General features: G+C 65.9%; 13 protein-coding genes. 4 read left to right on the top strand and 9 right to left on the bottom strand.

The window, feature by feature from the left end; all coding sequences use genetic code 11:
- Positions 1–109: 109 nt before the first annotated feature.
- The 3 genes from SB751_RS21640 to SB751_RS21630 form a co-directional block, all read right to left on the bottom strand.
- Positions 110–388 (bottom strand): hypothetical protein, encoded by a 279-nt coding sequence (locus SB751_RS21640; protein ID WP_410748535.1) that lies wholly within the window; start codon positions 386–388, stop codon positions 110–112.
- 669 nt (positions 389–1,057) lie between these two features.
- Positions 1,058–1,372, bottom strand: coding sequence for a hypothetical protein (locus tag SB751_RS21635; RefSeq protein WP_410748534.1), 315 nt, complete (start codon positions 1,370–1,372; stop codon positions 1,058–1,060).
- Between the two features lie 584 nt (positions 1,373–1,956).
- On the bottom strand, positions 1,957–2,397 hold the full coding sequence (locus tag SB751_RS21630) for a PRC-barrel domain-containing protein (RefSeq protein WP_144197747.1): 441 nt from the start codon (positions 2,395–2,397) through the stop codon (positions 1,957–1,959).
- A gap of 289 nt (positions 2,398–2,686) precedes the next feature.
- On the opposite strand from SB751_RS21630, the gene SB751_RS21625 reads away from it, so the two are divergent.
- Positions 2,687–3,049 carry a YqjD family protein gene (locus tag SB751_RS21625; protein ID WP_144197746.1) on the top strand — a complete coding sequence of 121 codons (363 nt, stop codon included), beginning with the start codon at positions 2,687–2,689 and terminating at the stop codon, positions 3,047–3,049.
- Here the strand turns inward: SB751_RS21625 and SB751_RS21620 are convergent.
- Entirely contained in the window at positions 3,046–3,966 is a 921-nt protein-coding gene (locus SB751_RS21620) for a LysR substrate-binding domain-containing protein (RefSeq protein WP_410748533.1), read from the bottom strand. The two genes, SB751_RS21625 and SB751_RS21620, sit on opposite strands and share 4 nt — an antisense overlap.
- Before the next feature lie 105 nt (positions 3,967–4,071).
- Between SB751_RS21620 and SB751_RS21615 the strand changes: the two genes are divergently transcribed.
- Entirely contained in the window at positions 4,072–5,340 is a 1,269-nt protein-coding gene (locus SB751_RS21615; RefSeq protein WP_144197744.1) for an MFS transporter, read from the top strand.
- A 40-nt stretch (positions 5,341–5,380) separates the two neighbouring features.
- On the opposite strand, the gene SB751_RS21610 is transcribed toward SB751_RS21615, so the two are convergent.
- The 5 genes from SB751_RS21610 to SB751_RS21590 form a co-directional block, all read right to left on the bottom strand.
- Positions 5,381–8,503, bottom strand: coding sequence for an efflux RND transporter permease subunit (locus tag SB751_RS21610; RefSeq protein WP_144197743.1), 3,123 nt, complete (start codon positions 8,501–8,503; stop codon positions 5,381–5,383).
- A gap of 15 nt (positions 8,504–8,518) precedes the next feature.
- A complete protein-coding gene (locus SB751_RS21605; protein ID WP_244844682.1) occupies positions 8,519–9,703 on the bottom strand; it encodes an efflux RND transporter periplasmic adaptor subunit in 1,185 nt (394 codons plus the stop codon).
- Between the two features lies 1 nt (position 9,704).
- Entirely contained in the window at positions 9,705–11,042 is a 1,338-nt protein-coding gene (locus SB751_RS21600) for a TolC family protein (protein WP_144197831.1), read from the bottom strand.
- 278 nt (positions 11,043–11,320) lie between these two features.
- Positions 11,321–12,169, bottom strand: a complete 849-nt coding sequence (locus SB751_RS21595; RefSeq protein WP_410748532.1) for an HpcH/HpaI aldolase/citrate lyase family protein — start codon at positions 12,167–12,169, stop codon at positions 11,321–11,323.
- Between the two features lie 12 nt (positions 12,170–12,181).
- Positions 12,182–13,354, bottom strand: coding sequence for a CaiB/BaiF CoA transferase family protein (locus SB751_RS21590; protein ID WP_186296827.1), 1,173 nt, complete (start codon positions 13,352–13,354; stop codon positions 12,182–12,184).
- 144 nt (positions 13,355–13,498) lie between these two features.
- Here SB751_RS21590 and SB751_RS21585 point away from each other — a divergent pair, with 144 nt between their 5' ends.
- Positions 13,499–14,488: a LysR substrate-binding domain-containing protein gene (locus SB751_RS21585; protein WP_211943120.1), complete on the top strand. Its 990-nt coding sequence runs from the start codon at positions 13,499–13,501 to the stop codon at positions 14,486–14,488.
- Between the two features lie 119 nt (positions 14,489–14,607).
- Complete coding sequence (locus SB751_RS21580; RefSeq protein WP_144197739.1) at positions 14,608–15,588, top strand: Bug family tripartite tricarboxylate transporter substrate binding protein; 981 nt, start codon at positions 14,608–14,610, stop codon at positions 15,586–15,588.
- The last annotated feature ends 5 nt before the right edge of the window (positions 15,589–15,593 follow it).

Below are 15,593 nucleotides of genomic sequence, written 5' to 3'. Positions count from 1 at the left end.
CGATGTCGATGTCGATGTCGATGTCGATGTCGATGTCGATGTCGATGTCGATGTCGATGTCGATGTCGATGTCGATGTCGATGAACCGATGATTAATCTTCTAGGTTAGTCACTCTGTTACGTCACTCTTATAATTCTGCCACTCCATCCAAACCATATTAATTAAAGCGCCAATAGTCACGACGGCGGACAATTTCATTGCCATGTGAATGAACTCGTCAATCCTATCCCACGGCATATTTATCCCACGGAGATACAAAGCAATCCACATCGAAATAATCATCCAACTCATGGTGAGTATCGGAAAAAATATAGCTGTTTTCACAACTGGTAATACCAATGAGTTTTCCCTCATTGACACAAATTTTCTTATGGAAGATTGATTCATCTATTAGCCCCATTTCAGGCTGGCAATAGACGTTGCCGCACCGATTTAGGCGGTCTGCCCCACCCGTAAGCCCCCGTGCCGCTGCATTTACCGTCCCCCGCTGAGACCAGCGCCGCCATTCGCAAAAATGCCGTCAATCCAGACCTCCCTGAATATCATCCTTGGTCCTTCTTGTCGCCGACCACGTCATACAGATAAGGCGCAGCCTGTTGCAGCGATTGACTTCCTGGACGATCTTGTCCGGCACAATTCTGTATTTTTCAATCCTTGCAATGACTTTCCGCTTTGTAAAAATTCAAGCCACACTTCCAGCAGATCTTCGGAGCCAGATCGATGGGTTTAAACCCTTTCAATCTTGGAATTGAATTACATCTCGGGCACCTATATTTCCTGAATACCCATCCAAACATCCACGCCGCATATACTAACATCGCGGCGAAATTATAAATTATTCCAGCAGAAGCTATGAATAATACGGAGTACACAGAAATGAAAGCCGCTGTTGTACCAATTAAAATCCATCTAGCCCTATGAAATCTTAGAAGGTCGCCCTCATTTACCAGCATTCAATACTCGCTCACATATGAAATGTTCGAACGCAAGACATTGCAGTACTGGCGCCTGCAAAAAAACTTATGAGCACCGAAACAATAATCACCTTTCTTTGCGTCATTTATCCCAATCCAACCACAAAGAGTGAATTGCAATGGCAACAGCACCAAGCACCGCCAGCTCTATAATCTCCTCCAACACAACCTCATCGATTGCAGGCGGTAATAATCCACCGCCCGTAGTATTAACGGATAACCAAATTGCCGCATACATGATCGTGGCGAATAGAATCGGTGCACGTATCGATATCAATAGCGCTTTGCGTAAGGCGGTCGAAGTTTCTATAAAGAAAAAAAGCCACTCATTGTTGGATATTCTTTGTCGGATATCGCGAAAAAATGGCACGTCCGGTTTGCTCCACCACGGACGCATAGGTGCTGTCCGTCTTGCCGCTGCTCACGCTGCCGCTGGCGCTCACTGTGGTGCCGATAGCAGATCGGCGGCACGCAGATACTGGCTTTGCATACTCGACGACGAATCGCAGCTGTGGTAGTCGTCCGTGTCTTGCCGGCTTTCATTTCGGACCCCGGCGACTGGCGCACGCGTGGCTGTCGTCGGCAATTTGGTCCTACTCACGCCAAAGGGTCGCGAAACACCGTCCTACTACCGCGGGCCTACTTGTAACCAGTTGTAAGTTTTTTGAAAACGAGGGGGAGCGTACGGCACGACGCAAGGTCCGGCATACCCCACTCTTTTCTGATTCCATCGCCTGCCCGAGGCACAAATCTGCTCCGCCCGAAAGTCGGGCCCGCCCCAGCAAAGGGTTTCCGGGTAAACCGGCAGTTTTTACTATTCCGTCAAATCTGAGTCACCAGTGATATGAATCATCTTTAAATCAGAATTCAATGACGCGTCGCGACAACGCATGTTCACGATTCTGTTACGGTCCACGCGCAAACAAAAACGGCGGCCGTCATTCGAACGGCCGCCGTCTATCCAGCCAGGAAACGCTCAACTCATAGCGCCCCGCCCACACCAGTCCAATACGGGTCCCGCCCGTAGTACTCATGGATAGTGGTCGCCCATTGGGGGTCGGCCATGCCGGGCCAGCTGTCCTTGTTGAAGCCGGGGGCGTTCTTGATGCGGTCTGCGGTCAGGCCGAGGCGGAAGCATTTGGCGTCGGTGTCCATGACCAGGGCGCCCCAGGGAATGGCGTGGAGGGTGTCGCCGATACCGAGGAAGCCGCCGGTGCTCAGCACGGCGTAGGCCACACGGCCGCGCGGGACGTCGATCATGATTTCCGAGATTTCGCCGACGTGTTCGCCGTCGGACGAATAGACCTTGGTGTCATCCAGGCTCGATGCGGCCATGACTTCGGGGCCGGGCCCGTCGCCCACGCCGGAGCCGACGATGCCGGCGCCCTGGTTGGAAGTGAGAGTGGGATCAGCGGTGTTCATCTGCAACTCCTTGCGTGGGGTGTGGGAACCCTGATCCCGCAACGAGCGTGCCGACGCTGCGCCCGCCTTGCCAGGCGCGCGCGGTGGTCTGGGGCGGCGTGTCGCGCACCTCCTTCCATCGCGGACAAATTACAAGCACCGGTAACTTGCCGCGGCGTTTCTATATTAGAGAGCGCGCCGCGCGTGTGGGGTGGCGGCGCGTGTGCTGGTACGGAACCTGCGCAGGCATGTGTTGGCATCGATTTCCCCGCACCTTTGCACCTTTCGCACTGCCTGACAGGAGACACGCATGGACCCGAACAACCTCAATCCCCAGAACTCTAGCGCCGACGCCTCCGCCGCCCGAGCCAACCTGCGCGCCGATACCAACCAGCTGGCCAAGGATCTCGACGATCTGCTGTCGCAGTTGCCGAATCTGACCGGTGAAGCCGTCGAAGCCGCCAAGAAGACGTTTCTCTCCAAGGCGGAGCGCGGCTCGCAGGCGCTGGACTCGATCAAGTCCACGGTCAGCCACAACTGGCAGCAAGGGCAGGAGTGCGTGACCGAGTACGTCAACAAGCAGCCGATGCGCGCCATCGGCATGGCGCTCGGGATTGGCGTGCTGCTGGGCGCGGTGCTTTGCCGGCCGAGCCGGCATCGCTACGACGACTAGGCCGCACGCGCCTCACGCACCGACGCCAGCAGGATGTCCGCCAGCCGCTCCACCTCGGGCGGCATGGTCGGCGCCGCCCGCAGCATGACCAGCGGCAGCGACGGCAGCCCGGGCAGGCCGGCCTCCCCGGCCGGCACCGCGCGCACATTGGCCGGCAGACCGTAGCGGGACCGCACGGTCAGCCCCAGCCCGGCAGCGGCGGCGGCCCACAGCCCGCCCAGGCTCGGGCTCGAGAACGCCAGGCGCCACGGAATGCCGGCGCGATCCAGCGCAGCCGTGGCCGCGGCGTGGAACTGGCATGGGCGGTCGAAGGCGATCAGGGGCAGCGGCTCGCCCCGCTCCCAGGTCATCGGCGCCGTCGCGGAGCCGACCCAGCACATGGGCGGTTCGTCGATCGGCTCCACCGCGCGCTGGCCCAGTGCGTAGCCCGGGATGCTCGCCTCGGGCAAGCCCAGACCGCCATCGGCCCAGATCAGGGCGAGGTCCAGCCGCCGGGCATCGATCCGCGCCAGCAGTTCGGCGTTACGCGCCACCACCGCCTCGATGCGCACCTTCGGGTGCGCACGGGCGAACCTGCCGAGCACATCGGGCAGCAGCCCTTCGCCAAACTCCTCCTGCAATCCCAGCCGGATGCCGCCCGCCAGATCCACGCCGCGCACCGCCGCCGCGGCTTCGTCGTTGAGGTCCACCAGCCGCCGGGCATAGCCGAGCATGGCCTCGCCGGCGGCTGTCAGCGCCAGCCCGCGTCCGGATTTGCGGAACAACGGTGTGCCGGCCTGCTCCTCCAGCTTCCTGATCTGCGCGCTGATGGCGGACGTGGAGCGCCCGACGCGATCCGCCGCGCGCGCGAAGCTGCCCAACTCCATCCCCGCCAGCAGGCTACGCAAGGCGGCGACGTCGAAGTTCGTGCGTGACATCGATCATCCTGTTTTGTCGAACGATTCCAGAAATATTTTCTGATATTCAGGACGGATTGTGGGTGAGAGACTCGGTCCGGTCAAATCATCGATCGGAAACCCCACATGTCATCCCAGACTCTTGCTTCGGCGCCGGTGTCGGCGAGCCGTCACTTTGGCGCAGGCCACCGCTGGAAAGTCCTCGGCGTGGGCGTCGCCGCCAATGCCAGCGTGATGGCCGGCGCCAGCGGCATTCCCACCACCGCCGTCTGGATGCGCACCGGCTATCACTTCGACAACGCCGAGCTGGGCCTCGCCCTCGGGGCGCTCGGCTTCGGCGTCGCCCTCTCCGAACTCCCATGGGGCGTAGCGGCAGACCGCTGGGGCGACCGCCCCGTGCTGCTCGGCGGCCTCGCTTCCACTGCCGTCGCCCTGCTGGCCATGGCGCTCTGGCTCGCTCCCAGCGGCGGCCACGCGCCACCGCTGGGCTGGCTGATGAGTGCGATGGCGGTCGTCGGGCTGTTGAGCGGGAGCGTCAACGGCGCGAGCGGCCGCGCCGTGATGCGCTGGTTCCGGGAAGGTGAACGCGGGCTGGCCATGAGCATCCGGCAGACGGCGGTGCCGCTGGGCGGCGGTATCGGCGCCCTTACGCTGCCGTGGCTCGCCTCGACGGTGGGCTTCGCCTGGGTCTATGGATGGGTGGCGCTGCTGTGTGGCGTGTCGGCGTGGCTGACCTGGCGATGGCTGCACGAGCCGCCGGCGGCAGGCTGCGCGGCATCACCGGCGTGCCGGGCACCCACCGCGAATCCCCTGCGGCAGCCGGGCATCTGGCGCATCGTCGCGGCCATCGGCCTGCTCTGCATGCCGCAGTTTGCGGTGCTGACGTTTGCGTCGGTGTTCCTGCACGACTTTGCGCATGCCGGGCTCGGCGTCATGACGGCCACCATGGTCGCCGTGCAGGGCGGCGCAATGGCGATGCGCGTATGGAGCGGCCGCTGGACCGACCGCCACGGCAACCGTCGTGCCTATCTACGCGGCTGCACGCTGGTGTCGGTAGCCGCCTTCCTGGTGCTGGCGGCCTGCGTCCAGGGCAGCGCCGGCCAGGTCCAAGGCCCGTGGATGATCCTCCTTCCGGCGATGATGGCCCTCGCCGGAATCTGCGTCTCGGCCTGGCACGGCGTGGCCTATGCGGAGCTGGCAGCCATGGCCGGGGCCGAGCGCGCGGGCACGGCGCTCGGCATGGCGAATACTGCGGTCTTCCTCGGCTTCTTCCTCACGCCGCTGACCCTGCCGCACTGGCTCGCGGCGACGTCATGGCCGGTGGTCTGGGCCAGCACTGCGACGGTTGCGCTGATGGCGTGGCCGCTGTTTCCGGGAACGAAGCCCAGCATGTGAAACGCCCCCGGCGGGGCCGGGGGCGTTCACGATGCCTGGCTTACGATGCCAGCGAGGGCGAGATCCGGTTGTGGTCCTCTTCGTCGGACTCTTCGTCCGGCCAGGAGCGTCCCACCATCCACTCGTACAGCGTGGGCAGCACGATCAGCGTCAGCAACGTTGCCGTAATCAGACCGCCGATGATCACGATGGCCAGCGGGCGCTGCGTCTCCGAGCCAATCGCGCGCGAGATCGCCATCGGGAACAGGCCCAGCATGGCCAGCAGCGCCGTCATCAGCACAGTCCGCAGCCGGTCCATGGAGCCGGCCAGCACCGCGTCGCGCACGGAAAGCCCTTCGTCGCGCAGCTGGTTGAAGTACGTCACCATCACCACGCCGTTCAACACGGCCTGGCCAAACAGCGCGATAAAGCCGATCGCCGCCGAGACGGACAGCGGAATCCCGGTCAGGAACAGCGCGAACACGCCGCCGATCAGCGCGAACGGGATGTTCGAGATGATCAGCGTGGCGCTCTTGAACGACTTGAACGCGTTGAACAGCAGCAGGAAGATCACCAGCACCGACAGCGGCACCACGATCGACAGCCGCGCCATGGCGCGCTCCTGGTTCTCGAACTCGCCGGACCAGCTGATCTTCACGTCCTCGGCGTTGACGTTCTTCTTCACCAGCGCCTGCATGTCCTTCACCACGCTGCCCATGTCCCGGTCGTGGATGAAGATGCCGATGGACGTGGTGCGCTGGCCGTTCTCGCGGCTGATGTTCATGGCGCCCGAGGCGGCCCGGAACGTCACAAGTTGTGACAACGGCACCTGCGCGCCATCGGCGGTCTGCATGAAGATGTTCGGCAGGTTCGGCAGTTCGCGCTCGCCCGGCTTCAGGCGCACGGCCACGCTGAAGTGGCGCTCGCCCTCCCACAGCTCCGTGGCGGCCTTGCCGGCCAGCGCGGTTTCCATCAGGTCCTGCACGTCCGCCACGTTGATGCCGTAGCGCGCCGCCTGGGCCCGATCGAACTCCAGCACGTACTGCGGCAGTTCGCCGTCGCGGTCAATGAACGCGCGCATCACGCCCTTGACCGTCTGCACGTTCGCCAGGATCTGGTCCGCCACCTGCTTGTTCTGCTGCAGGCTGTCGCTCTGCACCTTGATCACGATCTGGCCCTTGATCTGGGAGATGCTCTCAAGAATGTTGTCGCGCACCGGCTGCGAGAAGTTCGGCTCGATGCCCGGCAGCCGGCGCAGGTTGTGGTTGATTTCCTCGATGATCTTGCGCTTGTCGTAGCCGGCCCGCCACTTCTGGTCCGGCTTCAGGTCCACCAGGATCTCGACCGTGTTGATCAGCTTCGGGTCGGTGCCGTCGTCCGGGCGGCCCACCTTCGAGATCGTGGTGTTCACCTCGGGCGTCTGGCGGATCACGGTGCGCAGCTTGCGCGCCTGGTCGCGGGCCTCGTCCAGCGAGACCGACGCCGGCAGGTCGAAGCTGACCCACATCGAGCCTTCGTCCAGCTCCGGCAGGAACTCGCTGCCGAGAAACTTGCCTACGCCCACCGTGGCAACCAGCAAGGCCAGCGCAATGCCGACCACCATCTTCTTGTGTTCCAGCGCCCACTTCAGCATCGGCTCGTAGAGCCGCTTGCAGTGGCGCACCACGAAGTTGTCCTCGTGCGCGATGTTCTTCTTCAGCAGCAGGTGGCACAGCAGCGGCACCACGGTCAGCGAGATGATCAGCGAGCCGATCAGCGCCCCGGTCACCGTATAGGCCATCGGCGCGAAGATCTTGCCCTCGTGGCGCTGCAGCGTGAAGATCGGGATGTGCGCCGCGATGATGATCACCATCGAGAACACGGTCGGCCGGCCCACCTCGGTGGTCGCCAGCAGGATGGCGTTGAGCCGTGCCCTGCTGTCCTGGATCTGCTGCTCCTTCAGCTCGCCCAGCCGCTTGAAGATGTTCTCCACCACGATCACCGCGCCGTCCACGATGATGCCGAAGTCCATCGCGCCCAGCGACAGCAGGTTGGCCGGAATGCCCACCCAGGTCAGGCCGATGAAGGTGGAGAGCAGCGCCAGCGGAATCACCAGCGCCACGATGGCCGCCGCGCGCACGTTGGCCAGGAACAGGTACAGCACCGCCATCACCAGCAGCGCGCCTTCCACCAGGTTGCCGAACACCGTGTGCAGCGTCTTGTCGATCAGCGTGGAGCGGTCGTAGTACGGCACGATCTTCACGCCCTTGGGCAGGATGGTGCTGTCGAGCAGGTCGATCTTCTGCTTCAGCGCGTCCAGCACGATCGACGGGTTCTCGCCCTTGCGCATCACCACGATGCCCGAGACGATATCGTCCTCGTCGTCCTGCCCCATCAGCCCCTGCGGCGGCGCCGAGCCAACCTTCACCTCGGCGATGTCCCTGACCAGGATCGGCGTGCCGTTCTTCTCGCTCACCACCACGTTGGCGATGTCCGCGGAGGTGCGGAAGCTGCCCAGCGAGCGCAGCAGGAACTGCTGCCGGCCATGCGCCACCGCGCCGCCACCGGCGTTCGAGTTGCCGCGCTGGAGCGCCGTGAACAGCTCGGACAGCGAGATCCCGGCATCGCGCATCCGCGCCAGGTTCGGGTTCACCTCGTACTGCTTGATGCTGCCGCCAATCGTCACCAGATCGGCCACGCCGGGCACCTGGCGCAGGTTCTTCTCGACCACCCAGTCCTGCAGCGTGCGCAGTTCCTGCGGCGAATAGCCCTTGCCGGTCAGCCGGAAGCGATAGATCTCGCCGATGGCGGTGGAGAGCGGCGCGAGGTCCGGATGCACGCCATCGGGCAGGTCCACGCTGCGCAGCCGCTCGATGATCTGCTGGCGGGCGGTAACGTCCGTGGCCTTGTCGTTGAACGTGACCATCATGAACGACAGGCCGAACTGCGTGTGCGAGAACACCCGCACAGAGTTCGGCGTGCCGGCCAGGGCGGTCTCGATCGGGATCGTGACCTGCCGCTCCACTTCCTCGGCCGCACGGCCCGGGTAGAGCGTGATCACGTTGACCTGGATGTCGGAGACGTCCGGGAAGGCCTCGATCGGCAGGTTCTTGAAGGCGGCCAGGCCGCCCGCCACGAAGATGACCAGGCCGAGCCAGACGAACAGCTTCTGGTGCAGCGCAAAGTTGACGATACGCGAGATCATGTGTCCGCCATTCCCTTACTTGGCGGACGCGCGCGCCGCATTGACCGCCGTGGCGTCGCGCAGGATGTCCTGCAGATAGAGGTTGCCGTCGGTGACCACCACCTCGCCATCGGCCAGCCCTTCCAGCACCTCGGTCATGCCCGGCAGGGACACGCCGGTCTTGACCAGGCGCCGCTCGAAGGTGTTCGAACCCTTGCGCACGAACACGTAGTTCTTGTTGTCAGCCAGGAACACGGCCTTCGACGGCACCGCGATCCCCTTGAACGAGGCGGCCTCGAGGCGCGCCGTGACGAACATCTCGGCCTTCAGGCGGCGGTCCGCGTTCGGCACGGTCAGCCGCACCTTGATGCTGCGCGACGCCGGGTCCACGTAATCCGCGATCTTGACCACGGTGCCCTGGAACGTCTCGCCGGGATAGGCGGCGCTGGTCAGCTGCACCGTCACGCCCGGCTTGAACAGGCCGAGGTCCGCCTCGGCGGCATCCACCTGGGCCCACAGCGTGGTCGGGTCGGTAATCAGGAACAGCGGCGCGTTGGGCGCCTGGTCCGGGCGCAGTTCCATGCCCGGATTGATATTGCGCTCCACCACCAGACCCTCGATGGGGCTGCGCAGCGCAAAGCGCTGGTTCACCGCATCGCCACCGGCCGCAGCGCCGTACATGCGCAGCGCTGCCTGCGTGCGTTGCTGGTCGGCGGCGGCGCGGGCGCTGTCGGCCTGCGCCTGCTCCAACTCCTTCTGGGCGACGATGCCGGCGCTGTACAGCTCGCGCTGGCGCGCCAGGGACTTGGCGGCCACGGCGCTGTCGGCGGCGGCCTTGCGGGCATCGGCCTGGGCGAGGCCATAGTCGGGCGAGGTCAGCGTCGCCAGCGGCTGGCCGGCCTTCACGGTCGCGCCGGGTTGCACGAGGATGTCCGTCACGCGGCCCGCGAACGGCGTGGTCACGCGCACGGTCTTGTCCTCGTTCCAGACCAGCCGGCCGGGCAGGTTCAGCATGCGGTCGCCGCCCAGCTTCACCGGCTGGCCGACGATGCCGGGCAGGGTCTTCACCGACTCCGGAAACTGGATGACCTGGCCGCTGACCTTGGGGTCGTCGTCGGCCACGGGTGCCTCCTTCTTGCCGCAGGCGACCAGCGCCAGCGCGCAAAGTGACCCGACGGCAGCCAGGCGGAGAGAACGGAACCACTGGGACGAAGACGGCATGTTATGGGCGCGACGCATCGGTACGGACCTGGGGAAGCGTGTTGATATCGGATTGGGTAGCTTGCAGCGCGGTGCGGTAGGCGGCCAGCGCCTTGGCGTAGTTGCCCTGCGCCTCGACGGCATCCACGCGGGTCTGGCGCAGCGCGCGGCGCGCGTCGAGCAGGTCCAGCACGCCGGTGGCGCCCTTCGTGTACGCGAATTCGGCGCTGTTCGCCACGGACTCGGCGGCCGGCAGCACGGCGGTCTGCATCTGTTGCAGCGTGGCGCGCGCGGCCTCGAGCTGGCTGCGCAGGCGCTCGATGTCGTTCTGCGCCTCCAGCAGGATGCGGTTGCGGTCGTCCAGCGCGGCGTAGTAGTCCACCTCCGCGCGGCGCGCCTCGCCGCCATTGCTGTGGCGGACGAACAGCGGGATCGAGATGAACACGCCGTAGCTGTTGCCATCGCCATACGTATTAGTGGGCGATTGCGGATAGTGCTCGGCCTGCGCGCCTACCGTCACATCGGGCACACGGCCGGCGCGGGCCAGGTCGCGCGAGGCAGCGGCGGCGGCCAGCCGGGCTTCGGCGGCGGTCACGTCGGGGCGGCGTTGCAGGACATCGGGGTCCACTGGCGGCACCGGGGTGTCCAGCGCGGGCCAGTCCGGCACCAGGCGATTGTCGATCAGCGTGCCCGGCACGCCGATCGCCGCGGCCAAAGCCGCCTTGTCGCTGGCGTGGTCGGCCTGGGCGTTGCGCAGGTCGCTCTGGGCGCGCAGCGTTTCCAGCTGGAGCTTGGTGACGTCGGCGCGGGAGATGTCGCCGGCCTTCAGCCGGGTCTCATTGGCTTGCTGGGTGCGGGAATACAGGCCGACGGTCTCGGTCAGCACCTCGAGCCGGGTCTGGCTGACCACGGCCTCGTACCAGGCCTGGTCCACCGCGCCAAGCTGTTGCGCCACGATGGCCTGGGTGGTCTCGCCGGCGGCGGCGCTGGCCTTGCGGGCCGCATCCACGCGCAGGTTGCCCTTGTTGGCCGTTTCGATGACCTGATCGATGCGCAGCGTGGAATCCACCGTCTTGCTGCGCAAGCTGCCCGATCCCACCCCCGCGTGCGGATTGATATTAGTGACCCCGAGGCTCAGGACCGGATTCGGCCGCTGCGAGGCGATCTGGACATCGGCCTGGCTCGCTTCCTCGCCGCGCCGGGCGGCAATGATGTCGCGATTGCAGCGCTGGGCGTCGAGCCGCGCCTGGGCGAGCGTCAGCGTGGCCTTGGCCGGTGGCGGCACACAGGGGCCGTCCGGGGGCATCGGCTGGCTGGCGGCGTGGCCAGCAACGGCTGCCACAGCCAGCAGCACGGCCATGGCGGCGCGGGAAACTGAAAAATGCACGATCGGTCTGGCTCAATGTCACTTCGGTCTGACGTAAACGACCGTGCCAGCCGAACGGTGCACCGGGCGGACGATTTTCTTTCATCGCTCCCCGGGAACCCGCTCTTTTGGCCGCGCTGCCTTGCCGCGCACGATCTCCCGTGCGCATTCAATCGCAATCTCATTACAAACGGCTTTCATCTTGTCGGCATTCCCACCCAAATGCGCCCAACGTGTGGGTCGGGAAAACACCGATTGGCGCTACGTCCGGCTCAGGCGGAGGTGGCGGCCGGGCCGGGCGCCGCGGCGACTATTCTCAATGCGCGCTCGAGCACAGGGCGGTCCACCATCTTGCCGTCCACCGCGATGGCGGCGCCCTGGGCGGCGGCGGCCTGCTCCACCACGCGCCGCGCCCACGCCACTTCCTGGGCGGACGGCGCCAGCGCCGCATGCACGCCTTCCACCTGGTTCGGATGGATCAGCAGCTTGGCGCCGAAGCCAAAGCGGCGTCCCCGGGCGGTGTCGGCCGCCAGCGCCTCGGCATCGCCGATGGCGGTGCAGACCCCGTCGACCGGCGCCAGCAGCCCGGCCGCGCGCGAATGAAGGACCAACTCGCTGCGGAAGTGATGCAACGGCTCGCCGTCGTCGGCCACGTCGAGATCGAACATCAGGTCGATACTGCCGAACACCAGCCGCGTGACGCCCGGCGCGCGCGCTACCTCGTACAGATCGGCAAACCCGGCGGCCGTCTCCAGCAGAGCATGGCAGTGGGCATCGGGCAGCTCGGCGTGGAGGGCGGCAAGCGCGGTGGCGTCGGCCTTCGGCAGCACGATCTGGCGCACCGACTGCGCGCGGCACCAGGCGAGATCGTCGGCAAACCATGCGGTATCGGCGCCGTTCACGCGCACAAGAAGCTGCACGCCGCCCACCTGGGCGGCCGTCCGCAGGCCACTCCAGGGAGCGGAAAGGCCCGCGCGGGCCTCCGCCTTCGCATCGGGGGCGACGGCATCCTCCAGGTCGACGATGACCGCATCGGCGCCGGCCGACAGGGCCTTGCCGATACGCTCGGGGCGGGAGGCGGGAACGAACAGGTAGCTGCGCGGTACGCGGGGAGTGGTCATGGCCGGCTCCCCTCAGACCACGCCATCGGCGTGAAGTTGGGCCACTTGCGCGGCGGAACAGCCGATTTCCGCCAGGATGGCATCGGTATGCTGGCCGACCGCGGGAATCGGATCCATCCGCGCATCGGTCAGGCCCGGCGGCAGCAACGCCGGGATCTCGCCGACCGGCGACGCCACGGTGCGCCACCGCTCCCGCGCGGCCAGTTGCGGGTGGTGCCAGACATCGGCCATGGTATTGACGTTGGCGTTGGCGATCTTGGCCTCCTCGAGCCGCTGCACCACCTGCTCCGCCGTCATGTGCGAGAACGCCTCGACGATCCGCGCCCGCAACTGGGCCCGATTGGCGCTGCGCAGGCTGTTGGTGGCGAACGCGGCATGCGTGGCCAGCGCCGGCTCGCCCAGCACGGTCTTGCAGAAGACCGACCACTCCCGCTCGTTCTGCAGCCCGAGCATCACGGTCTTGCCGTCGCCGGTCGGGAACGGGCCGTAGGGGTAGATGGTGGCGTGGGCGGCGCCGGCGCGCGGCGGCGGCTCGGCGCCATCGAAGGCGTAGTACATCGGGAAGCTCATCCACTCGACCATCGATTCCAGCATCGACACGTCGATCCGCTTGCCGCGCCCGGTCTGGCCGCGCTCGATCAGCGCCGCCAGGATATTGCTGTAGGCATACATGCCGGCGGCGATGTCCGCCACCGAGGCCCCCGCCTTGACGCCCTCTTCGGCCGTGCCAGTCACCGAGACGAACCCCGATTCGCTCTGCACCAGCAGGTCGTAGGCTTTCTTGTCCCGATAGGGGCCGTCGCCGCCGTAGCCCGAGATATCGCAGACGATCAGGCGCGGATAGCGGGCCGACAGCGTCTCGTAATCCAACCCGAGCCGGGCCGCCGCCCCCGGGGCGAGGTTCTGCACCAGCACGTCCGCGCGCGCCAGCAGCCCTTCCATCACCGGCGTGGCGCCGGGCGCCTTCACGTCCAGCGTCAGGCTTTCCTTCGAACGGTTGGTCCAGACGAAATGCGAAGACAGGCCGCGCACGCGCGTGTCGTAGGCGCGGGCGAAATCCCCCGGGCCGGGCCGCTCGATCTTGATCACGCGCGCGCCAAGGTCCGCCAGCTGGCGGGTGCAGAACGGCGCGGCAATCGCCTGTTCGAGGGAGATGACGGTAATGCCGGCTAAGGGTCGGGTCATGGCGATAGGGTCCGGGGGTGCTCGATGCCGCCAATCTACCCGCGTGCCCCGACTATGTGAAATAGGGATTGCCAAAGCCTCCATAAGTAGAATCAATACCCTCAACGAGAGGACACCCGACGAACGGGACAGGAGACAGCGGCGATGGACATCCGGGCAATGCGGTATTTCGTGGCGATCGTCGACCACGGCAGCCTGACACGCGCCGCCGAGGTGGTCTGCGTGGCGCAGCCGGCACTGAGCCAGCAACTGGCAGCGCTCGAGGAGGAATTCGGCGTGCCGCTGGTGCATCGCGGCGCCAAGGGCGTGCGGCCCACGGAGGCCGGCAAGACGCTTTATCGTCACATCAGGAATATCCTGCGCCAGGTCGAGATTGCCGGCGCGGATGTCCGGGTGGCCGGCTCGGAGATCTCCGGCAATGTCGCCATCGGCCTGCCGACCACGGCAGCGGCGGCCTTCGGCATGCCGTTGATGCGCGCGGTGCGGCAGCGCTATCCACAGGTGCGGCTGCAACTGTTCGAAAGCATGAGCGGCTATATCTCCGAGCTGCTCAACCAGAACCGGCTCGATTTCGCCATCCTGTTCCGCGACACGGCGTCGCGCGCGGTGGAGCCCGAACCGCTGGCCAGCGAACCGCTCTACCTGATCGGCACGCCGCCCGGGCGCACCACCCGCTCTGCCACCATCGCGCTGAAAGCCCTCGACGGCATCCCGCTGGTGCTGCCTAGCGGCTCGCAGGGCCTGCGCGAGGTGGTGGAGCGCAGCTTCGCCAAGGCCGGCATCGCCCTGAACGTGGTGGCAGACCTCGATTCGCTGCCCTTCCTGCTGGCCGCGGCCCGCGAGGGGCTGGCCTGCACGGTGCTGCCGGCGTCGTCGCTGGGGGAGAGTCCGGGCGCAGAAGGGGATGGGGCTGGGGATGGGGATGGAAAAGGGGATGCCGAAGGGGGCATCGGGCGCCGCCTGATCCTGCCGGAACTGCGCCGCACGCTGTCGCTGTGCTGGCCCCGGGCGCTGCCGCGTTCGAACGCGGCCGAAGCCGTGGCCGAGATCCTGCGGGAGATCGTTGCGGTGCGCATCGCGCAGGGCGGCTCATTGGCGCCGCCCCCCTCCCCTGCGGCCCCTGCCGGCCGATAAGAAATCCTTATGGCCATAGTCGGCGATTGAATTTCTCCTGCGCACCAGCCTCGGCTAGAGTGGGCGCCAGCATGGGCGGGACCGACATCCCAGATAACCGCCCGCCACAGGAGACAACAATGCTTCGCACCCTTCCCGCCCTGGCTGGCATGGCCATGGCCACGGCCCTTACGCTGGCCGCCGTTGGCGGCGCCCACGCCGACACCTATCCCACCAAGCCGATCCAGATGATCGTGCCCCAGGCGCCGGGCGGCACCAATGACATCGTCGCGCGGCTGGTGGCCGCCGATCTGTCGCAGCGCCTGGGCCAGCAGGTGGTCGTCGAGAACCGTCCCGGCGCCGGCGGCAACATCGGCACCCAGGCCGCCGCGCGCGCCACTGCGGACGGCTACACCCTGCTGATGACCATCAGCAGCACGCAGGCGATCAACCCCTCCCTGTACCGCCAGATTCCGTTCGACCCGATCAAGGATTTCGAGCCGATCGCCCCCGTGGCGACGGTGCCGAACGTGCTGGTCGTGAATCCCGCGTTCCCGGCCAAGTCGATGGCGGAGTTGATCACCATGGCCAAGGCCAAGCCGGATTTCTACCGCTACGCGTCGGCCGGCAATGGCACGCTGAACCACCTGCTCGGCGAGATGCTGAACAGCATGGCCGGGATCAAGCTCGAGCATGTGCCCTACAAGGGTGTGGCGCCGGCGTTGAACGATGTGCTCGGCAACCAGGTGCCGATGGCCTTCGCCAGCCTGCCCTCGGTGCTGGCCCATATCAAGGCCGGCAAGGTGCGCGCGCTGGGCGTGAGTTCGGCCAAGCGTTCGCCGTTCGCGCCGGATATCCCGGCCATCAGCGAAACCGTGCCCGGCTATAGCGGCGACCTCTGGGTTGGCCTGTTCGCCGTGCGCGGCACGCCCAAGCCGGTGACGGAGAAGCTTGCCAAGACCCTGCAGGCCGCGCTGGCCGACGCGCCGCTGCGCGACAAGCTCGCCGCGCAGGGCGCCGAGGTGCTCACCGGCACCTCGCAGCAGTTTTCAACCATGTTGCGCGCCGATATCGACAAATGGGGCAAGATCGTGAAGGCCTCGGGCGCCCAGGTGGACTGACTCTC

The organism is Cupriavidus sp. SIMBA_020, from assembly GCF_046535395.1.
GTDB lineage: Bacteria > Pseudomonadota > Gammaproteobacteria > Burkholderiales > Burkholderiaceae > Cupriavidus > Cupriavidus campinensis.
This window is presented reverse-complemented; position numbering and strand designations above follow the sequence as displayed.